This window comes from Herbaspirillum lusitanum P6-12 (assembly GCF_000256565.1).
Taxonomy (GTDB): domain Bacteria; phylum Pseudomonadota; class Gammaproteobacteria; order Burkholderiales; family Burkholderiaceae_D; genus Herbaspirillum; species Herbaspirillum lusitanum.
Genome location: NZ_AJHH01000398.1, coordinates 1 through 976, shown reverse-complemented (window position 1 = coordinate 976; position 976 = coordinate 1). Strand labels below are relative to the sequence as shown.

The 976-nt window shown below is 62.2% G+C and carries 1 protein-coding gene and 1 pseudogene; both read left to right on the top strand.

What is annotated here, in order from left to right; all coding sequences use genetic code 11:
- Positions 1 to 518, top strand: a 518-nt coding sequence (locus HLUSI_RS0113055; RefSeq protein ID WP_016834404.1) for a TetR/AcrR family transcriptional regulator, incomplete at its 5' end; no start/stop codon positions are given.
- Positions 518 to 976 (top strand): annotated as a pseudogene (locus tag HLUSI_RS0113050) (efflux RND transporter periplasmic adaptor subunit); the annotation flags it as partial. The gene HLUSI_RS0113055 and the pseudogene HLUSI_RS0113050, both read left to right, overlap by 1 nt.

Here is a 976-nt window from a genome sequence, read left to right as displayed (position 1 = left end):
TCTCGCAGCGCGCGCGCGCCGGCGTCTCCAAAGGCACGCTCTACCTCTACTTCGACAGCAAGGAAAACCTGTTCAAGTCGGTCGTGCGCACCAACATGCTGCCGCTGCTGGAAGAAGCCGAAGGCATGGTCGACCGTTACGAAGGCCACAGCGCCGATTTGCTGCGCGACCTCATCCTGGGCTGGTGGGCTTCGGTGGCGGATACAAAATTAAACGGTATTTCCAAACTGATGATGGCAGAATCCGGCAACTTCCCTGAACTCGCGCAGTTCTACCACGCCGAAGTCATCACGCGTTGCGACGCCACCATCGTGCGCATGCTCGAGCGCGGCATCCGGCGCGGTGAATTCCGCGCCATCGACGCCGAGCACATGAAGCGCGTCATCGTCGCACCGGTGCTGATGCTGATGCTGTGGAGCCAGTCGTTCGGCCCGTGCGCCATCGAGCCGGTAGAGCCCGGCGCTTATCTCGACAACTTCATCGACCTTTGCCTGAACGGCCTGCTGACCAAATCCTGATGACTCTTTCCTTTTTCAAACGCCGCTCGGTCCTGATCGTATTGCTGGTAGTAGTCCTATTGATCGCCTTCATGGCGCTGCGCAAGCGCCCTGCCGCGCCGGTTGCCATGGTCGAAAAACCGGTGCAGGTGCTGGAATTCCTGCCGGGCGACATCGTCGTTGCCCACGTCGAACCGCTGCGCCAGGTGCTGCCGCTGTCGGGCGCCTTGCGTGCGCTCAACCAGGTCGCGGTCAAGGCCAAGGTCGGCGGCGAGGTCAGGGAAGTATTGGTGCGCGCCGGTGAAGCAGTCGCCCTCGGCCAGGTCCTGATCCGCATGGACACCAGCGAATACCAGGCCAAGGTCGAGCAGGCCAGGGGCTCTCTGGTGGCTTCGCGCGGCCAGCTCGACATCGCCACCAAGACGCGCGACAACAACCTGGCGCTGCTGGACAAGGGCTTCATTTCGCGCAATGCCTTC